25 protein-coding genes and 3 pseudogenes are annotated in these 20,068 nt (G+C 57.9%); 16 read left to right on the forward strand and 12 right to left on the reverse strand.

Annotated elements, in window-relative coordinates:
• Positions 1 to 17 precede the first annotated feature (17 nt).
• The 4 genes from AC3IX4_RS13120 (at position 18) to AC3IX4_RS13135 (ending at position 3,651) form a co-directional block, all read left to right on the forward strand.
• Positions 18 to 668: a glutathione S-transferase family protein gene (locus AC3IX4_RS13120; protein ID WP_489260937.1), complete on the forward strand. Its 651-nt coding sequence runs from the start codon at positions 18 to 20 to the stop codon at positions 666 to 668.
• A 294-nt stretch (positions 669 to 962) separates the two neighbouring features.
• Complete coding sequence (locus tag AC3IX4_RS13125) at positions 963 to 1,151, forward strand: hypothetical protein (RefSeq protein ID WP_489260938.1); 189 nt, start codon at positions 963 to 965, stop codon at positions 1,149 to 1,151.
• Positions 1,152 to 1,154: 3 nt separating this feature from the next.
• Complete coding sequence (locus AC3IX4_RS13130; protein WP_489260939.1) at positions 1,155 to 3,008, forward strand: type VI secretion system family protein; 1,854 nt, start codon at positions 1,155 to 1,157, stop codon at positions 3,006 to 3,008.
• Positions 3,001 to 3,651, forward strand: coding sequence for a DUF2931 family protein (locus AC3IX4_RS13135; protein WP_489260940.1), 651 nt, complete (start codon positions 3,001 to 3,003; stop codon positions 3,649 to 3,651). Before AC3IX4_RS13130 ends, AC3IX4_RS13135 begins: the two co-directional genes overlap by 8 nt.
• A gap of 129 nt (positions 3,652 to 3,780) precedes the next feature.
• Here AC3IX4_RS13135 and AC3IX4_RS13140 read toward each other — a convergent pair whose 3' ends face one another.
• Entirely contained in the window at positions 3,781 to 4,239 is a 459-nt protein-coding gene (locus AC3IX4_RS13140) for a MaoC family dehydratase (protein ID WP_489260941.1), read from the reverse strand.
• A gap of 31 nt (positions 4,240 to 4,270) precedes the next feature.
• Positions 4,271 to 4,984: pseudogene (locus AC3IX4_RS13145) on the reverse strand (MFS transporter); the annotation flags it as partial.
• A 21-nt stretch (positions 4,985 to 5,005) separates the two neighbouring features.
• Here AC3IX4_RS13145 and AC3IX4_RS13150 point away from each other — a divergent pair.
• The gene (locus tag AC3IX4_RS13150; RefSeq protein WP_489260942.1) at positions 5,006 to 5,467 is read left to right on the forward strand and encodes a GNAT family N-acetyltransferase; all 462 of its coding nucleotides are present in this window, start codon (positions 5,006 to 5,008) and stop codon (positions 5,465 to 5,467) included.
• Between the two features lie 68 nt (positions 5,468 to 5,535).
• Here the strand turns inward: AC3IX4_RS13150 and AC3IX4_RS13155 are convergent.
• The 5 genes and pseudogenes from AC3IX4_RS13155 to AC3IX4_RS13175 all read right to left on the reverse strand — a co-directional run.
• Positions 5,536 to 5,604: pseudogene (locus AC3IX4_RS13155) on the reverse strand (PIN domain-containing protein); the annotation flags it as partial.
• A complete protein-coding gene (locus tag AC3IX4_RS13160; protein ID WP_489260943.1) occupies positions 5,601 to 6,068 on the reverse strand; it encodes a helix-turn-helix domain-containing protein in 468 nt (155 codons plus the stop codon). The gene AC3IX4_RS13160 and the pseudogene AC3IX4_RS13155, both read right to left, overlap by 4 nt.
• A 233-nt stretch (positions 6,069 to 6,301) precedes the next feature.
• Positions 6,302 to 6,592, reverse strand: coding sequence for a type II toxin-antitoxin system RelE/ParE family toxin (locus AC3IX4_RS13165; protein WP_489260944.1), 291 nt, complete (start codon positions 6,590 to 6,592; stop codon positions 6,302 to 6,304).
• Positions 6,585 to 6,830 carry a type II toxin-antitoxin system ParD family antitoxin gene (locus AC3IX4_RS13170; RefSeq protein WP_489260945.1) on the reverse strand — a complete coding sequence of 82 codons (246 nt, stop codon included), beginning with the start codon at positions 6,828 to 6,830 and terminating at the stop codon, positions 6,585 to 6,587. Before AC3IX4_RS13170 ends, AC3IX4_RS13165 begins: the two co-directional genes overlap by 8 nt.
• A gap of 15 nt (positions 6,831 to 6,845) precedes the next feature.
• Positions 6,846 to 7,130 carry a hypothetical protein gene (locus AC3IX4_RS13175; protein WP_489260946.1) on the reverse strand — a complete coding sequence of 95 codons (285 nt, stop codon included), beginning with the start codon at positions 7,128 to 7,130 and terminating at the stop codon, positions 6,846 to 6,848.
• 157 nt (positions 7,131 to 7,287) lie between these two features.
• Here AC3IX4_RS13175 and AC3IX4_RS13180 point away from each other — a divergent pair, with 157 nt between their 5' ends.
• Entirely contained in the window at positions 7,288 to 8,559 is a 1,272-nt protein-coding gene (locus AC3IX4_RS13180; RefSeq protein ID WP_489260947.1) for a RidA family protein, read from the forward strand.
• Between the two features lie 322 nt (positions 8,560 to 8,881).
• On the opposite strand, the gene AC3IX4_RS13185 is transcribed toward AC3IX4_RS13180, so the two are convergent.
• The gene (locus AC3IX4_RS13185; RefSeq protein ID WP_489260948.1) at positions 8,882 to 9,799 is read right to left on the reverse strand and encodes a LysR family transcriptional regulator; all 918 of its coding nucleotides are present in this window, start codon (positions 9,797 to 9,799) and stop codon (positions 8,882 to 8,884) included.
• 125 nt (positions 9,800 to 9,924) lie between these two features.
• Here AC3IX4_RS13185 and AC3IX4_RS13190 point away from each other — a divergent pair, with 125 nt between their 5' ends.
• The 6 genes from AC3IX4_RS13190 to AC3IX4_RS13215 all read left to right on the forward strand — a co-directional run bounded on the left by AC3IX4_RS13190 (position 9,925) and on the right by AC3IX4_RS13215 (position 15,669).
• Complete coding sequence (locus AC3IX4_RS13190) at positions 9,925 to 10,683, forward strand: 5-oxoprolinase subunit PxpA (RefSeq protein ID WP_489260949.1); 759 nt, start codon at positions 9,925 to 9,927, stop codon at positions 10,681 to 10,683.
• Positions 10,684 to 10,765: 82 nt separating this feature from the next.
• Positions 10,766 to 11,011, forward strand: a complete 246-nt coding sequence (locus AC3IX4_RS13195; RefSeq protein WP_489260950.1) for an acetyl-CoA carboxylase — start codon at positions 10,766 to 10,768, stop codon at positions 11,009 to 11,011.
• Positions 11,012 to 11,021: 10 nt separating this feature from the next.
• Complete coding sequence (locus AC3IX4_RS13200) at positions 11,022 to 12,395, forward strand: acetyl-CoA carboxylase biotin carboxylase subunit (RefSeq protein ID WP_489260951.1); 1,374 nt, start codon at positions 11,022 to 11,024, stop codon at positions 12,393 to 12,395.
• Positions 12,392 to 13,264, forward strand: a complete 873-nt coding sequence (locus AC3IX4_RS13205; RefSeq protein ID WP_489260952.1) for a 5-oxoprolinase subunit B family protein — start codon at positions 12,392 to 12,394, stop codon at positions 13,262 to 13,264. The genes AC3IX4_RS13200 and AC3IX4_RS13205 overlap by 4 nt, the downstream gene beginning before the upstream one ends.
• Positions 13,261 to 14,235 (forward strand): 5-oxoprolinase subunit C family protein, encoded by a 975-nt coding sequence (locus tag AC3IX4_RS13210; protein WP_489260953.1) that lies wholly within the window; start codon positions 13,261 to 13,263, stop codon positions 14,233 to 14,235. Before AC3IX4_RS13205 ends, AC3IX4_RS13210 begins: the two co-directional genes overlap by 4 nt.
• Before the next feature lie 111 nt (positions 14,236 to 14,346).
• On the forward strand, positions 14,347 to 15,669 hold the full coding sequence (locus AC3IX4_RS13215; RefSeq protein WP_489260954.1) for a purine-cytosine permease family protein: 1,323 nt from the start codon (positions 14,347 to 14,349) through the stop codon (positions 15,667 to 15,669).
• Positions 15,670 to 15,729: 60 nt separating this feature from the next.
• On the opposite strand, the pseudogene AC3IX4_RS13220 reads toward AC3IX4_RS13215, so the two are convergent.
• Both AC3IX4_RS13220 and AC3IX4_RS13225 read right to left on the reverse strand, forming a co-directional pair.
• Positions 15,730 to 15,839: pseudogene (locus tag AC3IX4_RS13220) on the reverse strand (REP-associated tyrosine transposase); the annotation flags it as partial.
• 115 nt (positions 15,840 to 15,954) lie between these two features.
• Positions 15,955 to 16,350 carry a hypothetical protein gene (locus AC3IX4_RS13225; RefSeq protein ID WP_489260955.1) on the reverse strand — a complete coding sequence of 132 codons (396 nt, stop codon included), beginning with the start codon at positions 16,348 to 16,350 and terminating at the stop codon, positions 15,955 to 15,957.
• 232 nt (positions 16,351 to 16,582) lie between these two features.
• On the opposite strand from AC3IX4_RS13225, the gene AC3IX4_RS13230 reads away from it, so the two are divergent.
• From AC3IX4_RS13230 to AC3IX4_RS13245, 4 genes are all read left to right on the forward strand, one after another.
• Positions 16,583 to 17,062 carry an isochorismatase family protein gene (locus AC3IX4_RS13230; protein WP_489260956.1) on the forward strand — a complete coding sequence of 160 codons (480 nt, stop codon included), beginning with the start codon at positions 16,583 to 16,585 and terminating at the stop codon, positions 17,060 to 17,062.
• 85 nt (positions 17,063 to 17,147) lie between these two features.
• Entirely contained in the window at positions 17,148 to 17,843 is a 696-nt protein-coding gene (locus AC3IX4_RS13235) for a tRNA (adenine(22)-N(1))-methyltransferase (protein ID WP_489260957.1), read from the forward strand.
• Between the two features lie 67 nt (positions 17,844 to 17,910).
• A complete protein-coding gene (locus AC3IX4_RS13240; RefSeq protein ID WP_489260958.1) occupies positions 17,911 to 18,072 on the forward strand; it encodes a DUF2986 domain-containing protein in 162 nt (53 codons plus the stop codon).
• A gap of 60 nt (positions 18,073 to 18,132) precedes the next feature.
• Positions 18,133 to 18,996, forward strand: a complete 864-nt coding sequence (locus tag AC3IX4_RS13245) for a diguanylate cyclase domain-containing protein (protein ID WP_489260959.1) — start codon at positions 18,133 to 18,135, stop codon at positions 18,994 to 18,996.
• Positions 18,997 to 19,422: 426 nt separating this feature from the next.
• Here AC3IX4_RS13245 and AC3IX4_RS13250 read toward each other — a convergent pair whose 3' ends face one another.
• Both AC3IX4_RS13250 and AC3IX4_RS13255 read right to left on the reverse strand, forming a co-directional pair.
• A complete protein-coding gene (locus AC3IX4_RS13250; RefSeq protein ID WP_489260960.1) occupies positions 19,423 to 19,677 on the reverse strand; it encodes a hypothetical protein in 255 nt (84 codons plus the stop codon).
• Positions 19,678 to 19,752: 75 nt separating this feature from the next.
• Entirely contained in the window at positions 19,753 to 20,064 is a 312-nt protein-coding gene (locus AC3IX4_RS13255; protein ID WP_489260961.1) for a hypothetical protein, read from the reverse strand.
• Between the last annotated feature and the right edge of the window lie 4 nt (positions 20,065 to 20,068).

Genomic DNA, 20,068 nt, shown 5'->3' on the forward strand with positions numbered 1-20,068 from the left:
TAGGGAAGGGCGTTGCAATGAGTGAACTGTCGATCTGGACCTATGACTGGGTTCCTGAAGGCCCTCGTGGTTTCGTGCGTGATTTAAGGCTCAGGTGGGCGTGTGAGGAAGCGGATCTGCCGTACACCGTCCGTACCGTGCCATTCGAAGGTCGCGAGACCAATCATCTGGCGCAACAACCCTTTGGCCAAGTACCGTTTTTGAAGGACGGCAAGCTTGAGATATTCGAAAGCGGCGCCGGGCTGCTGCACCTGGCTCGCAAAAGCGAAAAGCTGATGCCGCGCGACCCGGTTGGAGAAGCACAAACATTGCAATGGACAATCGCCGCGCTTAACTCGATTGAGATAGTGACCCTACCGTGGTGGTTTCTAAAGATCTCCGGCGACGAGAGCGAAAACCTTACCGGCTGGGTGGGCAACCGCCTCGGCCAGTTGGAAAGAGTCCTGGGCGAGCAAGAATGGCTCGCCGCCGAACGCTTCACCGTCGCAGACTTGTTGATGGCGGATGTGCTACGCATTCCGACGCTCGGCTCTTTCGGTGACCGGCCGGCGACCGAGGCTTATGTAAAACGCATCACCGACCGCCCTGCATTCAAGAAGGCTCAAGCTGACCAGATCAGGCAATTCAAGGCGGCTGACCAGAACAGAGCAGGAGAGGGGTCAAGCTGACTTGGCCAGACGCCGCAGTTGATAAACGCTGCATTTCAAATATTGAAGTTTCAGAAACGTCCTACTTACTTTTGGAAATCCGCGCTCTATCTTACGGCCTGCTAGCCCTTCTCTTGGCATCCATTGCCCCACCTGGAGCAGTGCGCTTGCCAAGATGAGACAGGGACACCCGCCAACAACAAGAGTCAGGATGATCAAAATGAATAGGCCGTCGCACCCACTGTATACCAATGAAGTCTCCCCCGAATTTCTCCGCAGCCTCGACAACTCGCAGCCCAGGTCGGTGATGTCGCGGTGTATGCCGATGGCAGTAGCGCGCAGATCGTGACCGGTGCTGGTCAAGACAATGACCACCTAGCGCTGGTTGGCAGCCGTCTGAGTAATGGCGACGAGGTCATCAATACGCCGCAAGGCCTTGGTTTGTTCATGGTCCGTGAAGGCGAGCCTATGCCAGAAGACTTCCTGCCAACGATCGAGGGTTGAGTCATGGGACGAGGAACTGTCAACGGATTAGGACAGGGGCTGGACGGTGACCTGACCACCACTGGCGCGATGTGTATCAGCAGCCTGCCCCAGGCGGCACAAGGGCGGCGGGGTGTCTTGCGGGCCGGGGACAAAACGACACCCTGTCCGCAATGCGGCAAAATCGGCGTGATCAACGACAGCCTTCCAGGCTTCAATTGGGATGGGATGACGACGGTACTGGACGACGCAGAAATCCAGTGCGGCTGCCCCCCGGGTAGTAATCGACTGATTGCGCGTGTCGAGCGCTGGACCGCCACCGATGCTGGCACTGACCGCTCCACGGTTGGCGCTCCTGTTTCGGCATTTGCGCCAGAGGCAGCCAAGCCTGGGCTTGCCAGTCGGGACTCCAGCCTGGAAGAGGAGGAAGAAGAAGAGGAACTGGAGGAAAGTGGCATTGTGTTGCGGCTGGGGCTGTTCTTTGATGGCACCGGTAACAACCAGGGCAATAGCGATATCGGTGAAGGCTGCCGAGCCCGCAACCTGGGCCTGGACACCGAGGCCGCCGAAGCGATTGGTCAGCTCTGTCGCACCTACGGCTACGGTGCCTCGGGGGTGATTCCCGATGACAGCTATGGCAATGACACCAGCAATGTGGCGCGATTGCACAATCTCTATCCAGATGATTCGCTGAATACCCTCCAGGGAGCCGAGTCCGCTTATATCAAGGTCTACCTCGAAGGGATCGGCACCAGTAGTGGCCGGGGCGATTCTACGTTCAGCCAGATAACTGGCGGGGGCGGCACTGGCGTGGTGGCGCGGGTTGAACAGGCTCCAGCGCTGGTGCTGCAACAATTACGACGGTTTCAAGACAATAATCCCGGGCTAAAGATCAACAAAATCGAGGTGGACTTGTTTGGTTTCAGCCGCGGCGCGGCGGCGGCTCGGCATTGCGCCAACGACCTGCTCAAGGGGTCGGCTAGTCTGCTGGCACGGGCCATGCCCGTCGGGACTCCTGGTTTCGCTGAAACCTTCGCCTGGCGTCACGGTGGCGACGTTGTCCTCAATTTCATCGGCTTGTTCGACACGGTGGGTGGCATCGTCGCTCCGCTGAGCAACGATTTCAGCCCGCACAATGCCCACAGCCCCGGAGTTAACCTGCGCCTGGCACCGGGCATCGCTCGCCACGTGGTGCACCTGGTGGCTGAGGACGAGTACCGTCACAACTTCTCGCTCACGCGTACTGAAAACGATATCCAGGTCCCCGGCTGCCATTCGGATATTGGCGGTGGCTACCTGCCCCTGGCCACGGAAAAGCTACTGCTAACCAAACCCGACAACAGCCTGAGCCCAGAGCGCGAGCCTAACGAGCGTAGCGAGGCCTACCGCCGCACGCTTGAGCGCTTCGAACGTAGTCGGGACGACTGGCAGGCCTATTTCCCGCGCGAGGGCTTAAGCATTCTTTCCTGGGACGTGCAAACACAGCATCGGAGTCGCGATACCCAGGCGGAAAAACGGGTCTATGCCGCCATCGCGGGTCAGCGTCAGGTGCGCGGCGAACTTTCCTTGGTGTACCTGCGGATCATGCGCGAGCTGGCGGTGCGCGCGGGGGTGGCGTTCGATTCGCTTGACCCCAATGACAACCGTACAGTGTTACCGGCCGAGTTACAGACCATCGCCGCCAAGTTGCAGGCTTACGCCTTACGTGAGTCTTCCGAGCAACTGAATGCCAAGGAGCTTGCGTTGCTGCGCCGCCGCTATATTCATCTCTCGGCCCACTGGAACGCCGTCAAGAGTTGGAATACCAGCGATTTGGAGGTGGTGTTCATCAACCGTCCAGCAGAGCGCAACCAGCGTGCAAAACACGCCAATGAGTAGGCGTAAAGGCCTACTGCTGTTCTGTGCCGCGTTGTGGCTGAGCGGCTGTGCCGGTGGCGCCGGTCGGCTGCCGTACGATTCGTGGTGGCTGGGCCTGGGTGCGCCTTACTACATGGAGGTGTGGATCGAAACCGCCGATGCGGTGGATGTGCAGGATCGCGTGTTTCGCCGAGCCATGAGCGGCGTGGCAGGAAGTTCGCCAAAAAACCTCAAGGGTAATCCACGTGGCTGGCCCAAGCACCCCGGCGCTGGCGCAGGCAAACAGGTGCTGGGTGCCGACTTGCCGCGGCTGCTCTATGTGCGCTGGCAATCACTGGTCGAGCCGCAGACCTACGAGGCCTATATCGTTATTCCCGAGACCATCCAGCAGGCCATGCTCAAGGGCGAAAAGACCTATTGCAAATTTGATGGCAAATGGATCACGGATTATCGAAACATGCTGACCGTTGGACTTGCCCCGGGAGGGATCGCCAAGGTATGGCTCGGGGGAGCCTGCTTGACGCCGATCGACGTGGCACGGGTACAGGGCGAGGTGGTGAAGGTCGGGCCCTATGATGGTACGTCGGGTGGCCAGCACCGACCGTTATCTGCAACCGCCAAGGCCTATATCGAGAAGTACGGGATTCCCTATGGCTCGTGGTAAGTGCTGCTGCCTGCGATGGGGCGCTCAGCGGACCTAGGGTCTGCTTCGCAGCCCATCGCAGGCAAGCCTTGCTCCTACCGTTTATTCCAAAATGCAAACACCGTCGTTTTCGACTGCAATCCGTTACAGCTAGGCGCTACGACGAAACACCAACAGCTTGGCAACTGAGTGCTGCACGCACTCTCCACGTTGGTTGAACGTGTCGATCCTGAAGGTCACGATTCCCCGATCCGGCTTTGACCGGGATGGGGTGATTTCCATGACCGTGGTTTCGACCTGCAGGTCATCCCCGGGTCGGGTCGCCGCCGGCCAGCTCACATCGCTGCCTGCGCCGATCAAACCATTGCCCAGCGGCAGCGTTTCCACCAACAGCCGCATGGTGATCGCGGCCGTATGCCAGCCACTGGCAGCCAGCCCGCCGAATACGGATTGCCTGGCCGCTGCTTCATCGAGGTGAAAGGGCTGTGGGTCGAAGCGAAGCGCGAACTCCCTGATTTCCTCGAGCTCGATCCGATGGGTCCTGCTTACGTAGCGGGCTCCTACGATCAGATCATCCAGATACAGGTTGCTGTGCTGGTTGTCGTTCATGATGCCTCCGGGCGAATGGGGGGACAGCGGATCAGTGAGCGTCGGCCGAGGGCGCGGCTGGCGGTGCTACTTTGTGCATCAGCGGAACCAGGGTAGTGGCAACCACGAAGCACACCATGATCACCAGGAAAGTATCGGAGAACGTCAGCGTCCGGGCTTCGCGAAATGCAACGGTCCAGAGCTGATGCAAGGCTGCGCTGGAGGCGTCTGGGCCATAACCGAGGGTGGCGAAGTTGTCGCCCACCTGGGCCAACCACTGGTTCATGGCTTCATTGCTCGAGTTCAGGTGATCGGCCAGCCGGGCGAAATGGAGGTTCGTCCGATCGTTCAGGATAGTCGCGCACGCGGCGATGCCGATGGCGCCACCCAGGTTGCGCATCAGGTTGAACAAGCCAGAGGCCAGCTTGAGCCGGGCCGGCGCCAGGGAACCCTGGGTCAGGGTGACGGTGGGCGGCACTGCGAATTGCTGGGCCATGCCGCGAATCGCTTGCGGCAGCAGCAGTTCCTTGGCACCCCAGTCATGGGTGATGGGCGAGAAGTCCCACATCGAGAGTGCGAACATCGCCAGGCCCAGCATCATGATCCAGCGCAAGTCGATACGGTTGGCCAGGAAGGCGTAGACCGGGATGGCAAGGATCTGGAAGACGCCGGTGGAGAAGATCGCAAGGCCAATATCCAACGCGCCGTAACCACGCACCCGACCGAGAAACAGCGGTGTCAGGTAAACCGTCGCGAAGATCCCGACAGAATTTCGTCAGGATTGACCATGAACGAACCCCACCTGATCCGCCAAGCCGTTGCAGACGATGAAGCCGCTGTGCGCGCTTGCGCCGAGCAAGCGTATGCCCAGTATGTGGGCGTGATAGGGCGAAAGCCTGCACCGATGCTGGCGGATTTCAGGGCACAGGTTGCAGCCGGTCATGTGCACCTTTGCACGGGAGAGCAAGACGAATTGCTAGGCTTCATCGTCTTCTTTGCAGTGGATCAGCATATGTTTCTCGAAAACGTGGCGGTGACAAACGCAGCGCGTGGGAAAGGTATCGGCAAATCACTCATTCAATTTTGCGAGGCCCAGGCGAGGTGTTTGGGCCTTGGCAGCGTTCATCTCTACACGAACGTGAAGATGACTGACAATCTGTCGATGTATCCACGACTCGGTTACGTTGAAGTCCAGCGGCGCTCGGAGGATGGATTTAAGCGCGTCTACTTTGAAAAGCGCTTGGGCTAGGGTTTTTTTAGATTAAGGGTGTGGTAGCGAGTGATCATATGTGGCCGATGTCCGGCAGAGTCGCTGCGAAAGTCTCGAAGGGGCGCTGGATAGAGTACGCCGGCATCGTAGACAGCTGTAAAAGGCGAATGCCTCATTCGTAGCCCATCCCGAGCTCTTGGGCTTGTCGTGCCAACTCTTCCATCGCAGTTTGGCTAGCCTGGTCCCGGCGCTCTTTGAATTCCATCAGGTCGGCGAATAAAACACGACGATGTCTGCCCGTCTTCCGAAATGGCAACTCTCCCTTTTCTAACAATTTAACCAAATGAGGCCGAGAGACGTTGAGCAAATCGGCAGCTTCCTGAGTGGTTAACTCGGAATGGATTGGCACAACCTTAACGGCGTTGCCGATCGCAAGCTCGCCCAAAATATCCACAAGCAAGCGTAAGGCTGAGGTAGGCAGTTCGACCTGATGCGCCTTGTTTTCCTTATCAAAAATCTCAATGCGCTGTGTCTCAAATTGCGTCGAGAGGAAGGCTGCCAACTCACGTTGACCTTGCACGGCTGCCTTGACTTCCCCAACGAGTGGAAGAGTCGTTTTGGACAGGGCTGTGGCGGTCATGATGAAAACTCCAATACGTGTATTACGGAAATTACACAGTATTCGAAATAAACGAAAGCGGCAGCAAGCGAAATAAACGAAACTACTCATTTCTGTGTGAAGGAGGATTGGGCACCAATGATTGCGGGGCGACGGTAATCAAGGGAAGGACCGATCGCCTAGGCGCTCTGTCAAAGATACGTTCGGGAACTAGTGAACGAGAAATAAGCCCTACGGCAAAAAGGCCCTGAGCGTCATAGATTCCGCAGTGTATCCATCCGTTCATGCAAGATACGGATGATCGCAATCCCGTAAGCCGTGATCTGAAAGTAAATCATGTGCCGCTCAACACTGCAGCGGCGATAACCGGGTCGGATGTGGTCACAGGCTGGGGCGATCCTGGGGCGCTGCGCCAACTCTGCAAAAGCCGCCGTCATGATGTCTATGTAGTGGTTGGCCTGTTCCACATCCCACTGCCGAGCGGTGTAGCTCCAGATCGCTTCAAGATCACCCTCGGCGGCAGGAGCAAGACGATACTCAGCCATGCGCGGTCAACATTCTCTGCTTGAAGGTGTCGGGGTCGAATGGGCGAGGTTGCCCGCTGGACTCGCCCTCTCTGAGGGCTGCGCGGATAGCCTCAACTTCGGCGCTACGCTCTTGTTCACGACGGATCAGATCGCGGATGTATTCGCTGTCGTTGGTGTAGTGGCCGGCTTCGATCTGCGCTTTGATCCAGCCGTCTTGCTGGTCAGTCACAGTAATGGTTTTCCGCACGGTTGCCATGATCGAGCCTCTGGGTTAGTGATCAATAGCACGGAAATTATCATACTTTTGGTGCTGTATCGAGCATGGAGCATCGTCATTGACGCCACCTTCATGGCTCGCGGCATTGCGGTAGGGCAACACTTCAGCGGTCGGCTGGATGGGGCCTGCGATATTGTTCAGCTCGCTGGGCGTGATATCGACGCTCTGCGCCCTGAAAATGCGCGAGACCGCGCCTGCGGTGGCGAAGGATGTGCAGCCGATTGAGCGGGGCGCCTCGGTCGTCACCCAGGTACTGTAGAGGGTGGGTACAGCGCTCATGGCCTGCACTACGCTTGCACTTGAGCCATGAAGTAACTAGCCTGTCCCTTCGCAAAGTGATGTCCACCGCTCAGATAAGCGGTGGCAACTGCCGATAGCGAAGGGGTATACGTGCTTGCCGCGCAACCCACGAATTCTCAAAAAACGGAGTGCAATGATGAGTGGCTATAACGCAGTATTGGCAAGAAATACGAAAAATGCTGCAGACAGTATTGGTCCCTACTCACAAACGGTAGCGTTCTCTCATTACAATAATCTTTCCGCTCAATTGCCGATCGACCCCAAAACGGGAACATTGGTAGCGGGGGGTGTGAAAGAGCAGGCGAAGCAATGCTTCGACAATATTAAGGCCATTGTAGAAAGTATCGACCATGGCATGGACGATGTTGTCAGGGTCAGTATTTTCCTTAAGAACATCTCGGATGTTGACGCTGTAAATGAAGTGTATGCAACCTTCTTTACGGGTTATGTCCCTGTCCTGACGACCGTCGCCGTGGCCGCTTTGCCGATGGATGCCTTGGTGCAAGTTGACGCACTGGTTTCGAACGGCGTGGGCACCATTCCCAATGCGCCACAGGCAGGCGACCTGGTAAAAGTGGCTAAAAACACGGAAAACGCCCCCGTCAGCCCGCTGTCTACGCAAACGGTAGCGTTCTCTCACTACAATAACCTTTCCGCTCAATTGCCGATCGATCCAAAAACCGGGAAATTGGTAGCCGGTGGTGTGAAAGAGCAAGCGGGTCAGTGCCTGAAAAACATCAAGGCCATTTTGGAGAGTATCGACGTTCCTTTTGACGATATCGTTAAAGTGACGATCTTCCTGAAGAACCTCTCGGACATTGAAGCGGTCAACGAAGTTTACACGACCTTCTTCCCGGACTCGTCGATTGCTCGGGCCGTCGCCTATGTGCCTGCACGCACAGAAGTTGCAGTTTCAGGTTTGCCGATGGACGCCTTGGTACAAATCGAAGCCGTGGTATCGCACGGCGATGGCACGCCGCCGCAGGCTGTTGAAGACAGACACGGCATCGTCATCAAGGCAAACAATACGGTAGACGCACCCCAAAGCGCTCTCTCTACCCAAACGGTCGCTTTTTCTCATTACAACCACCTCTCGGCTCAACTGCCTGTAGACCCGAAAACGGGTGCAGTGGTGGGTGGCGGTGTAAAAGAGCAGGCTGGCCAGTGCTTGAAAAATATCAAGGCCATTGTGGAAAGCATCGACCACGCGATGGGTGATGTGGTGAAGGTCAATATCTTCCTCAAGAACATCGACGATATTGGCGCGGTGGATGAGGTTTACTCGACGTTCTTCCCAGGCGGTGTTCCTGCACGCAGGACAGTGGGTGTATCCGCTTTGCCTAAAGATGCGTTGATCCAAATCGACGCCGTAGTCGCAAACGCTGAAGGCACACCTCCAAAAGCATAACAGGCCTTTATTTGCGCCTTGTTAATGCCGACGGTTAATGCGAAACCGCATAGCCAATCGTAAAAAAAAGGAAGCTGGGCATCGTGCCCCAGCTTCCTTTTCAGGTTGATGACAAACCCTGTAGCCGCTGCCGAAGGCTGCGATGCGGCCCGTCAGGGGCGCCAACGGGGATATCAAGATCCTGCGCCCGCTTTGCGGATCGATCGCAGCCTAGCGGCAGCGGCTACATATGAAGCAACCTGCTGTTGGTTTGTCAGCAGCCTGAAAAGGAAGCTGGGCATCGTGCCCCAGCTTCCTTTTTTTCGTCACGTGAGTATTGCACTCAACGTCGCGCAGAGAGCTGTTGCGGCGCCAGAAATGCATCGTGGAAGTAATTACGAAACGCCTGCATGGCCGGGCTGAATTCGCGCTCACGATGCCATGCCAGGCCGACGCTCATGGGCGTCACCTTGTCGGTGATCGTCAGGGTTTCGATGCGTTTGCCTTCCAGCGACCAGGGGCGGTGCACCAGGTCCGAGAGGATCGCCACGCCGCTGCCATTGGCGACCATGCTGCGCACGGCTTCCACTGAACTGGTGCGCACCCGCACGTTTGGCTGCTGGTGCGCGTGCTCCCAGTAACGCATGGCGCTTTGTTCGGCTTCGTCGACGGTCAGCAGAATGTAGGGTTCCTTTGCAACGTCGGCGAGGCTGACAGCGGAGCGCTCGCACAGGGGATGGTGGCTGGGTAGCCACAACCGGCGTTCGGAATTGAAAAGAATCTCCGAGACGATGTCCGGGTGTGTGAGGTTGGCGGTGAGCACTACCGCCATGTCGAATCGGCCTTCCAGCAGGCCTTGCTCGATGGCGCTCCGTTCTTGTTCGTGGACTTCGATGGCCACGTCCGGGTGCCAGTGTTCCAGCCGTTGTAGATGGTGCGGCAGGAAATAGCCGATCACGGTGTAGCTCGCGGCCAAACGCAACAGGCCACTGGCGCGTATGTCCGGTAACGGGCTGTTCAGCGCGTCATCGACGCTGCGCAAAATCACATAGGCCCGATTCAGAAAGTGCCGGCCTGCATCGGTCAGGTTCATACCCTGGGCCGAACGCTGGAACAGCAGTGCGCCGAGCATGCCTTCCAGTTCCTTGATCGCCGTGGTCACTGCCGACTGGGAAATATTCAAATGAATCGCCGCTTGAGAGATTTGCCCGATCTCGGCGGTGGCGACGAAATAGCGGACCTGGCGCAGGGTCAGTGACATGAACACTCCAGACGATGCAGTATCTGTTTTTCAGAAGATACCCCATCTGTTAATAGATCTTCCCAAGGGGTTGGTTGGAATTTAACGTGGTCTGCATGAAGTCACAAGCGTCAGGAGCAAGCATCATGCAGGCAGTAGATTTCAACTCGGACATGGGCGAAGGCTTCGGTCCATGGACCATCGGCGATGGCGTCGACAATGAACTGATGGCCTTCATCAGTTCGGCCAATATCGCCACCGGTTTTCATGCCGGCGACCCTGGCACCATGCGCCGCACCGTCGAGCGGGCCAAGCGTCTGGGTGTGGCGATCGGCGCGCATCCGGGGTTTCGCGACCTGGTCGGTTTCGGCCGTCGGCACATCAATGCCCCGGCTCAGGAACTGGTCGACGACATGCTTTACCAGTTGGGTGCCTTGCGTGAACTCGCCCGGGTTCAAGGCGTGGCCCTGCAACATATCAAGCCTCACGGCGCGCTCTATATGCACCTGGCCCGAGATGAGGAAGCCGCCCGTTTACTGGTGGAAAATCTCCAGCGTCTGGAACCTGAGTTGCTGCTGTATTGCATGCCCAATTCAGTCATCTGGCGTGTTGCCAAAGAACTCGGCCAGCCAGTGATCCGCGAGTTCTACGCCGACCGCGAGTACGACCTCAGCGGCTCCATTGTCTTCACCCGCAACGTGCGCGCCTACGATCCAACGCAAGTGGCCGCGCGGGTACTGCGTGCCTGTCAGGAAGGCGTGGTGCGCACGGTCGAGGGCGAAGACCTCGCCATTGAGTTCGATTCGATCTGTTTGCACAGCGATACACCAGGCGCTCTGGCGTTGGTTGAAGCCACGCGTAACGCGCTCGATGGCGCCGGAATCAAGGTGCGCGCACCGCGCTGACAGCGGATGCAGCACCAAGCCTAGGTTTGAACACCCATTCATTTTTGCCTGCCTTTCTACAACTATTCCAAAAGGAACAGACATGGCCGAACATACTGTAATTACCCCATTGCCCGGGACCTTCTACCGCAAAGCCACCCCTGAATCGGCGAACTACGTCGAGGTGGGTGCGCAGGTCAGCGCCGACACGGTGATTGGTTTGATCGAGGTGATGAAACAGTTTTCCGAACTGACCGCCGGGACAGCCGGTCGCCTCAGCGCATTTTTGGTAGAAGACGGCGATCCGGTGGAGCCGGGTCAGGTCGTCGCATCACTCGACGTCGCGTGAGGGGGTGATCATGACTCAAGCCATTCATAAGTTGCTGATCGCCAACCGCGGCGAGATTGCCGTGCGGATCATCCGTGCCGCCAAAGCACTGGGCATTCCCACCGTTGCCGCGTGCAGCGAGGCGGACGTTGATTCTCAGGCGGCACGCCTCGCTGACGAGGTTCACATTCTCGGCCCGGCCCGCGCTGACAAAAGTTACCTGAACGTCGAGGCACTGTTAGGCGCCTTGAAAGCCACCGGCGCCAATGCGGTACACCCAGGTTATGGCTTTCTCTCCGAGAACGCCGATTTTGCTGAAGCAGTGATCGCCGCCGGCGCGATTTTCGTCGGCCCGCACCCTGTGACGATCCGGCGCATGGGTGATAAAGCCGAGGCACGGCGCACCGCGCAAGCGGCGGGCGTCCCCGTGGTGCCGGGCTCACCGGGTGAATTGTTCGACGTTGAGTCGGCGCTCAAGGCTGCAGAAGTAGTTGGCTTCCCCCTGTTGATCAAAGCGTCTGCCGGTGGCGGCGGGCGTGGTATTCGGCTGGCGCAAAACGCAGAGCAATTGAGTGAAGAGTTCCCTCGTTCACAGCGCGAAGCCCAGGCTGCATTCGGCAATGGCGGGGTGTACCTAGAACGGTTTATCAGCAAGGCCCGACACATCGAAGTCCAGGTGTTGGGAGATGGCCAGCACGCTGTGCATCTATTCGAGCGCGAGTGCTCACTGCAACGTCGCCGGCAGAAAATCTTCGAAGAAGCACCGTCGCCGGTCCTCAACCAGCAACAGCGCGAAACGCTCTGCGCCAGCGCCGTACGCCTGACTGAATCGCTGGGATACAAGGGCGCCGGAACCCTGGAATACCTGTATGACGACGCGACGGGCGAGTTTTTCTTTATCGAGATGAACACGCGGATCCAGGTAGAACACCCCGTCAGCGAGCTGATCACCGGCATCGACCTGGTACAGGCAATGTTACGCATTGCTGGCGGCGAGCCGTTGGGCTTCAAGCAGAGTGACATTCAGCTTAACGGCGCCGCACTGCAAATGCGCCTGAACGCCGAAGACCCGGCGCGGGATTTCTTTCCAAGCCCAGGCTTGGTCGAGTCGTTGAACTGGCCGCAAGGGGAGGGTATTCGCGTCGACACTCATCTGTATCAAGGCTACCGCGTGCCGCCATACTATGATTCGCTGTTGGCCAAACTGATCGTTCACGGTGCTGATCGCTCCCAAGCCTTGGCGCGTGCGCGAATCGCGGTCGAGCAAACCACGCTCACCGGCATGGCCAGCACCTTGTCGCTGCACGGCGAATTGTTGGAACAACCGTGGCTGCACAGCGCCGACTTCCACACTGGCACCCTGGAAACCTGGCTGGCCGAGCGCCGCAGTGGAGATCAAGCATGAGCACGCCAATCCGCTACAGCTTTGGTGCCGACGAGCATTTGTTCGCCGAAGTCAGCGACAGCATGTCCCTGGACGCGTTTTTCAAGGGCTTGGCCGTCACCCGTGCGGTAGAGCGGTTGGCGCTCGATGGCGTGCTCGATGTGTGCCTGGCCAATGCGTCGTTCCAGATTCGCTTTGACCCGGATCGTATCGCCCCTCACACCTTGCTCGAAGCGGTGAAAGGCGCCGAGGCCGAGGCGGTCGCCGAGCGCACGTTGCAGACGCGGATCATCGAGATCCCGGTGCTCTACAACGACCCTTGGACCCATGAAACCCTGATGCGCTTTCGTGATCGCCATCAAGACCCGAGCGCCACGGACCTGGAATACGCTGCGCGTATCAACGGTCTGGCGGACGTCGATGCGTTCATCGCCGCCCACAGTGGAGCGCCGTGGTTTGTCTCGATGGTCGGCTTCGTCGCGGGGCTGCCGTTTATGTTTCAGATGGTCGAGCGCGAGCATCAGTTGCAGGTGCCCAAGTACCTGCGCCCACGCACCGACACGCCTAAATTGACCTTGGGTCACGGCGGTTGCTTTGGCTGCATTTACTCGGTGCGCGGTGCCGGTGGTTATCAGATGTTTGGTGTCACCCCGGCACCGATCTACGACCCGCAGCAAAACTTGGCGTACCTGAAAGAGCACATGGTGTTTTTCCGCCCCGGCGACATCGTGCAGTTCAAACCGATGGACCGCGAAGCCTATGACCACGCCGTGGCCGAAGTGGAAGCCGGGCGTTTCGATCTGCGGATTCGGCCGGTGGAGTTTTCGCTGGACGCGTTTCTGGCCGACCCTGTCGGCTATCCCAAGTCGCTTCAGGAGGTGCTGGCATGATCAAGGTATTCAAACCCGGTCTCGCCACCTCGGTACAGGACCTGGGCCGCGAAGGGTATTACCACTTGGGCATTCCACCTTCCGGCGCCCTCGATCAATATGCCTTGAGCGCGGCCAATCAACTGGTTGGCAACCCGGCAGGTTTTGCGGCGCTGGAATGCACGCTGCTGGGGCCAGAACTGGAGTTCCAGCAAGACGCTTTAGTGGCGGTCTGCGGCGCGCACATGACACCACGGGTCGACGGTGTGGAAATGCACCAAGACACGGCGTTCTCGGTGAAGGCTGGGCAAGTGCTGCGTTTTGATTTCCCCAAGGCCGGTGCGCGCGCCTATGTGGCGGTGGCCGGCGGCATTGATGTGCCGGTGGTGCTCGGCAGTCGTTCCACTTATGCGTTAGGCGCGCTCGGTGGTTTTCAGGGGCGCAGGCTGGTGGCGGGTGATGAGCTGCCGGTCGGCATTGACAGCGGCAAGAGCCGCGCGGGGGCCAGTTTGCCCATGGCGCTGCGCCAATCCTTGGGTGGCGAAGTCACCTTGCGCGTTGTACCGGGCCTGTACTACCACCGCTTGACTGAAGCCGCTGCGAAGAGCTTTTTCGCCGAGCAATGGACGGTCGGTTCCGAAGCCGACCGCATCGGCTATCGCTTGAAGGGTGGCAGCGCGCTGAGCTTTAAGCCCCGTGAGCAGCCATTCGGCGCCGGTTCCGATCCCTCGAACATCGTCGACAGTTGCTACCCGATCGGCTCGATCCAGGTCCCGGCCGGGCTTGAACCGATCGTGTTGCACCGCGACGCGGTGTCCGGTGGCGGCTATGCGATGATCGGCACGGTGATCAGCGCCGACCTGGATTTGATCGGCCAGATGCAACCCAACCAGAAGGCCCGCTTTGTGGCGGTCACCCTTGAGGAGGCGCTGGAAGCGCGACGTTCCTATAAGAAAAAACTCAGCTGCCTGAGCAAGCTGTTCCCTTCCTGATTCTGCCCGCCGCATTGCGCGGGTCATGCCAAACGGTAGGCCAACGCCGCACTTCGGTGCGGTGACGGCTGCCCGCGCTTCTACCTTTGACTGGTTCTGGAGTTCACGCATATGGCTGCTTTATCGCAATCGAGTCAAACCGGACAAGACCCGGCCCATCACCCCGTTCCCGCTGAAGCACGCATGGGGCGACTGTCCCTGACCATGGCCTGGTGGGCCGTGTGCAGTGCGATGTTCTATATCGTGGTCGGCGCGTCACTGGCGTTGTCGTACGGTGCCCGCAATGCGCTGATCGGGATGGTGCTGTCGGTGATCAGTTATGGGCTGGTCAACAGTGTGCTCAGCCGCTTCGCCATCCGCAGCGGCTTGTCGGTGGCGTTGTTTTCACGGCTGCTGTTCGGCAGCACCGGGGCATGCCTGGCGACCTTGATCTTCTTTTCCACGGCCATTTATTACGCGGTGTTCGAGGGTTCGGTGATCGCCGTGGCGCTCAATCACCTGTACCCGGAACTGGTCTATCCGCTGGCGGCATTGCTGGTGGTCCTGTACAGCGTGCCGATGATTCTGGGCAGCGTGCAGCACTGGCTGGACAAGCTTAACGGCATGTTGTTGCCAGTGTACCTGGGCGGTTTGCTGGTGGCGGTGGGGTTGTCGATCAGTCGCTATGGCTACCAGCCGCAATGGCTGGATTTCGGCCCGGCAACGCCCAGCGCTTTCGGCTGGTGGGATTGCTTTGTCGCCTACATGGGGGTTTGGGTGCTGATGCTGTTCACCTTCGACTACGCCCGTTTCGGCAAGCCTGAAGACGCCGAGTACCACGGTCGCTGGAACTTTGGGATGCCGTTCTATGCGGTGACGTTTCTGCTCAACGGTGCAGCCGGCATCTACCTGGTCAGCAGCATTCCCCATGAAGGTGCGCTGAACGAAGTGTCGGTGGTGATGGCGATTCTGCAGTTGATGGGCTTGTGGGGATTGCTGTTTGTCTGGGCCACGCAAACTCGAATCAACACCGCCAATTACTACCTGGCGACACTGAATATGCAGGCTTTCTTTGCACGCTTTGGCCTGCGCGCCTCGTACTTGATGTGGGCGCTGGCGGTTGGGGTGATCGTGTACGGCCTGATGCTCGCGGACGTGTTTGCCTACCTTCTCAAGGCGTTGGCCTACCAAGGGATATTCGTGGTGGCCTGGGTGGGCGTGGCGTTGGCGCAGATTCTCTATGGCCGCAGCGACGTGGCGGCGCTCGAACGGGTGGCCGCGTTTAACCCGGTGGGCTTGACCGCCTGGTTCGGTGCTACCGCCTTGGGGCTTGGGTTGATGTTTTCTGGCGGCGGCCTGAGCAGTTTTTCCGCACCCTCCACCGTGATTGTCGCGTTTGCCTTGCAGGCAGGCTTATCCCATCGAGGCCGAGTAGGGGTGCGGTTGGCAGAGTAGGGGTCGCCCCCAAGCCTGGGACTTTGTGGGAGCTGGCTCTGCCAGCGAATGAGGCCCTGACAGCCACATAACATCCCACAGCAGATAATCCTCACCTGCTCCACCCATCCAGCCCTCAACGGGTTGGCAATCACATACCGGGCTAGTCGCTTTACATCCTCTTCCCGCCGGTTGGGTGGTTTGCAGGGTATTACTATAGTGGGCCTATTCGCTGGCAGAGCCAGCTCCCACAAAAATCCAGCTCACAGCCAATTCAATGTGGGATTCAATGTTTGAGGGGAAGCCCTAGCGACGATAGTAGCGGCGATCGTCCTCGTAGCGGTGCCGCTCGGCACGATCATGGTAGCGTTCCCAATCACGATGGCGTTCGGCTTCTCGGCGGGCTTGCTCTCTACGCCAGTGGTCTCTACGCCAGTTGTCTCGGCGCCAATCGTGTCTACGATCGTACCGATGGTCATGTCGGTATCGGTCGTCATGGGCAAGCAACGCTCCTGGCGCATTGCCGGCCATACTGGCCAAGGTTGGCCAAGGGTTGTCGGCAGCCCCGTCCTGCGCCTGAACGGCTGCGACTTCAGTGGCGAAAACAGGAGATGAGGTCTTCATCTGTGTTGCTGATGCCGAGCCCACTGCCGCGAACGCGAACAGGCCGAGGAGCACCATCCGTAGATCATGGAATTTCATGAGCGAAGACAACCTCTGATAGACAAGTGGACGTGTGGCCATCTGGCTGCGGAAAACCTGCGGGTTCGCGTTCACCGAGCGAATGTGCCTATCCACATAGACCGATAAATAGGGAAAAGTTCTATGAAGCCGTTGCTTAAATAGCCAACGGCCGCAGTATTCGGCCGAAAGAGGTCATTCAGCGCAGGGATCGGTATAGTTCGCGCCCTCAGGTAGCGTTCGGGAGAAGCCCATGCGACAGGTTTTGCTTATCGTTGATGTCCAGTCCACGTTCAGTCCACCGGAGTGGCTAATCGACGGTGTGCGGGCGATATCCGCGAGAATCCCCACGATCGCATCGGTCGAGCTCCATGATGAGCAGGTCACCCCGTTTCACAGACAGCTCGGCTGGCATCCTGCGGCAGAGGACGAGAGCCTGGTCGAGGCAGACGAGGTATTCGTAAAGCACGGCTACGGGCAGACCGTTGAAGCGCTCGAGTACATCAAGCAGCTTGGCGTGGAGCGTGTCCTGGTCTGTGGCCTGCAAACCGAAACCTGCGTGCTCGCCGCCGGATTTGCGTTGTTCGATGCAGGGCTTAACCCTACGCTGGTGACCGACCTGACAGTGGGTTCATCCCTGGACAGGTCTGGCAAGTTGGGGATCGATCTTTGGAAGCATCACTTCCGCCAGGTCACCACTCGAGCAGAAGTGATTGCCGAGTTGGTCACATAAAGTTGAAATGCACGGCATTGCTCGACAGAATCGCGCCCCGATCTGGCCAAAAGCGCTGGACGTTCGTGGTGTAAAGGGGCTGTAGTTGAACGAACAGACATTGTCCATGCGCCTGCAGCGCGTGGCGGCGCATGTACCCGTAGGTGCGCGGCTGGCCGATATTGGCTCGGATCACGGCTACCTGCCGGTGGCGTTGATGCGCCGTGGCGCCATTGAGGCGGCGGTGGCTGGCGAGGTGGCATTGACGCCGTTTCACTCGGCCCAACGTACGGTGCGCGAGAGCGGTCAGGACCTGCGGATCACTGTGCGCCTGGCCAATGGCCTGGCGGCGATCGAGCCGGGGGATGGGATCACGGCGATCAGCATCTGCGGCATGGGCGGCGAGACGATCCGCGACATCCTCGACAGCGGCAAGGGGCGCTTGAGCGGCCAGGAGCGCCTGATCCTGCAACCCAACGGCGGCGAGCAGCCGCTGCGCCAATGGCTGATGGACAATGGTTATCGCATCATCGAAGAAGAAGTGCTGCGGGAAAACCGCTTCGACTACGAAATCATCGTCGCCGAGCGCATGGGGCCGGTGATATACACCACCGAGCAGCTGTACTTCGGCCCGCTGCAGATGCAGGCACGCACGCCGGCGTTTCTGGCCAAGTGGCAGCGTCTGCTGCGGCTAAAGCAGAAGACCCTGACCCACTTCGCCCGAGCGCGACAGGCCGTGCCCGAGACGAAGGTGCAAGACATCGCCCAGCAGGCCCGATGGATCACCGAACTGCTGGCTTGAGCTGGGGCCCGGGCCTATGTGAACCGCCCTGAAATGTGTGCAAGAACTTAAAAACTGAGTAGAAAATATGAATCGTCGTAAAAAAATTAATCAGATATTAAAGGCGAATGCCCAAAAGGCTAGTGCCAAATTGGCACCGAAAAGTAAGCCTAAATACATTTGTAAAGCTGACCGATTAAAGTTAGCGGCTGAAACCAGTCCCGACTCGATCATTTCCTCTGAAAGCTGATCTCGCACGGCGTCTCGCGCTCGGGCTATGATCAAGAAATATCAACCGGACTCCTGACCTATGCCCGTTGGCTTGCAAGCGCTCTACCCCAAACTGATCCATCTGATGCTGGACACGGTCTTCGTGGTCGACAGGGACAATCAGATTGCATTTGTGAGCGAAGCCTGTGAGTCACTGCTCGGTTACCGTGCCGACGAGCTGACCGGCACCTTGATCACCGACTATATGCATCCTGAGGATTTGGCGATCACACGGGCTTCCATTATCCGGGTCATGAATGGTCAACCCCACGTCGATTTTCGCAACCGTTATATCCGCAAGGATGGCGGTGTCGTGCACATCCTGTGGGCTGCCTTCTGGTCCGAGGAGGTGGGGGCGCGAATCGGTGTCGCGCGGGACGTGACCGCCCTCTGGCAAGCCGAAGAGGAATTACGTTTCCTCGCCCACCATGATCCGCTGACAGCACTGACCAACCGATCGCTGTTCAATGATCGACTGGACTCGGCCCTGAAAGCGGCACACCGCCACCAAAACTCCTTGGCATTGCTGTTTCTGGATATCAACGACTTCAAGGGTATCAATGATGTCCATGGGCATGCAGCGGGCGATCGTGTGCTCTGTGTGATTGCACGACGGCTGGAAGGCTGCGTGCGTGAAACGGACACGGTGGCGCGGATGGGCGGTGATGAGTTCACTGTTCTGTTGACGGATATCCACTCGCAGGACGCCGTTTCCGAGAAGGTGGAGCAGATCCTCGCGATCATGGCCGCGCCGCTCGGCGCTGAGTTTGGCGAAATCAAAATGCCGTCCTGCAGCATCGGCGTCGCCTGTTATCCCGCGGACGGGGAGGATGCCGATACGCTGCTCAGCCATGCGGATGGCGATATGTACCGGATAAAAAGGCAGCGTTCTGCAGCGGGGTAACGAGCCTGCGGGTTCGCTTCGGTAAAGCACCGTGCGTTTTGAATTTATTCAAAAAGTCCACTATTGGCCCAATAGCTCTGCTGCGACTAGAAGCTTCTGTGTAGGCTCGCACATCACATAACGCCTAGGTTTCATCGCCCGCTTTTGGCCTATCACGACTGACCAGTTTGGGTCGACTTCAGTCTGTCACGACCGACGGCAGTCGACCCTTTACGGTCGTTCACCGTCGGAATTTACTTGCCTTCGTCCTTGAGCGCTTGGCCCCTGCTGTGCAAGCCACGGAGTGGCCAGGGTAGTAACGTCCGCCACTGGCAGGATATACGAATGCAACCGTATTAACATATGGTGAAGGAAAGCTTTACTCATTGCTTGCAGGGAAAATCAGCGCATTGTTATCAGGTTATTGGGCATAGGGGCGAAATCTATTCATGGTTTAACCATATTTAATTTTTTGTCCGGGCAGGCGATACGCAACTCTTTTCTGTTGAGCCCAGAATTTTCAGTTAATGTTTCATAACCTTGCGGACAGATTTCATTGGCTTTGTCATAGCAGATATTCCAGCCAAGCCCAGCACCGCAGGCTATAAGATACTCAGTATTACCATTAGGGCGCTTGATTTCTTGAGTGGTCGTGCACCCAGCAATAAATAATAGAGCTATAGTCTTAATTATTTTCAGCATGCCCACTCCTTTAACTGTTAACGTTGTGGTTAAGGCAGCGTCGAAGGCGTCGGCCTTGAATGACTTGTTATGCCATTAATTTAAGGGGGTGAGAATTAAAGTATTGGAGCTATTCTGGCGAACTTGGCCATTACCATACTCTACGACATGGCCGTTTTTTAGAATTACCGTATAATCTGTTCTGTCCCAAGACCATCCACTGACAAGTCTATTTGTGTAGAGCAGGGCTTCTTGCTCTCCGGCTCTTTTGAAGCCGTCTGGGTTTCCAAGTAAAGAGATTACCTCTGATTTAGTCATGCCTTCTCGGAGGCCGCCTCTAACCAGCTCTCCGGTTGCACAGGCCACAATAGAGAAAGCTAAAAAAATTACCGTAATGATGCGTTTCACGATG

This window comes from Pseudomonas sp. KH_021 (assembly GCF_057838865.1).